This is a genomic window from Streptomyces sp. AK010 (assembly GCF_014207295.1).
Taxonomy (GTDB): domain Bacteria; phylum Actinomycetota; class Actinomycetes; order Streptomycetales; family Streptomycetaceae; genus Streptomyces; species Streptomyces massasporeus.
The window spans coordinates 1-1,372 of the sequence record NZ_JACHCX010000074.1 but is presented as its reverse complement, the minus strand read 5'-3'; the positions used below and the strand labels follow the sequence as shown (position 1 = coordinate 1,372).

Sequence of the window (1,372 nt, the reverse complement as noted above, 5' to 3'; positions counted from 1 at the left end):
TGGGACAGCGGCCTCGGCAAGCTTTGGGACGGCGTCACCGAGACCGGCGAGGCCAGCTCCAACGTGAACGAGTCCTGGGTGCAGTTCGATCTCGGTGCCGACTACGAGCGGTTCGCCTTCACCATCCAGCAGGACAACTGCTGCACCTGGATGACCACCCACTGGAAGGTGCAGCGGTGGAGCGCCAGCCAGAACGCCTGGATCGACATCATGCCCTACCAGGCGATCAACACGGCGGCGCCGGTCGTCTACCGACCGTCGGCCAACGTCGCCACCACCAACATCCGGCTCTACGTGCGCAACAGCAATGAGAACGGAAAGGTCGGCGTACAGGAGTTCAACGCGACCGGCGTGCGCAAGTAGCGGCCTCAACATCACGCGGCGGGCGTGGCGCAGCGGGCGGGTGCACCGGGTCGTGCGCCTGCCCAGCCGCCTTCTGTGGAATCCCCACATTGAGCGGTGTGCATCGTGAAGTCGCAGGTCACGGGTGAATGGCGAGTTGGGTACTCGTGCCGGTCGGCGGACGATGACCATGGCGTAGATCATCGGGCAGGTCCGGCTCCGGCAGGATGCGCTGCAGACCTCGCCCGTTCGAGTCTTCGTGGCCACTTCGGGCTGCACCTGGCGGCAGCTGCCGCCGGTATTCGGGCCGGCCTGGCCCACGGTCTACCGGCGCTTCGCCCAGTGGAGCAGGGAGCGGGTGTGGGCCCAGCTGCACCGGGTGATCCTCGACGAACTCGGCGCTCGGGGCGCGTTGGACTGGTCGCGGTGCGCGATCGACTCTGTCAGCGTCCGGGCGGCAAAAGGGGGTCACTGACCGGACCGAATCCGACCGACCGTGGCAAGCCGGGATCGAAAATCGACCTCATCACCGACCGAAACGGCGTGCCGCTGTCGCTGGGCATCTCCGGTGCCAACATGCACGACAGCCTCGGCCTCAAGCCGCTCGTGCGCGGGATCCCGCCCATCCGCTCCCGGCGCGGCCCGCGCCGTCGGCGTCCGGCCAAGCTCCATGCCGACAAGGGCTACGACTATGACCACCTGCGGAAATGGCTTCGTGAGCGTCGCATCCGCCACCGCATCGCCCGCAAGGGCATCGAGTCCTCCACCCGGCTGGGCCGGCACCGCTGGATCATCGAGCGCACGATGTCCTGGCTGGGCGGCTGCCGCCGTTTGCACCGCCGCTACGAACGCAAGGCCGAACACTTCCTGGCCTTCACCGCCATCGCCTGCAGCCTCATCTGCTACCGCCGACTCGCCAAATGAGACGACGTCTAAGAGGGCGTTTGATGTAGCCGAATTGCCCTTTAAGTTCTAGTAAGTTCCTCGCCAGGTTGGCGTGGTCTCGTCCGTTATGCGCTTGGCGAGGTTG

At 66.4% G+C, this 1,372-nt stretch carries 1 protein-coding gene and 1 pseudogene; both read left to right on the top strand.

Annotation, left to right across the window (positions count from 1 at the left end):
* Nucleotides 1-363 (top strand): hypothetical protein (locus HDC93_RS37645; protein WP_185015255.1); only part of this gene is annotated, 363 nt, incomplete at its 5' end.
* 232 nt (nucleotides 364-595) lie between these two features.
* Nucleotides 596-1,266, top strand: a pseudogene (locus HDC93_RS37640) (IS5 family transposase); the annotation flags it as partial.
* Between the last annotated feature and the right edge of the window lie 106 nt (nucleotides 1,267-1,372).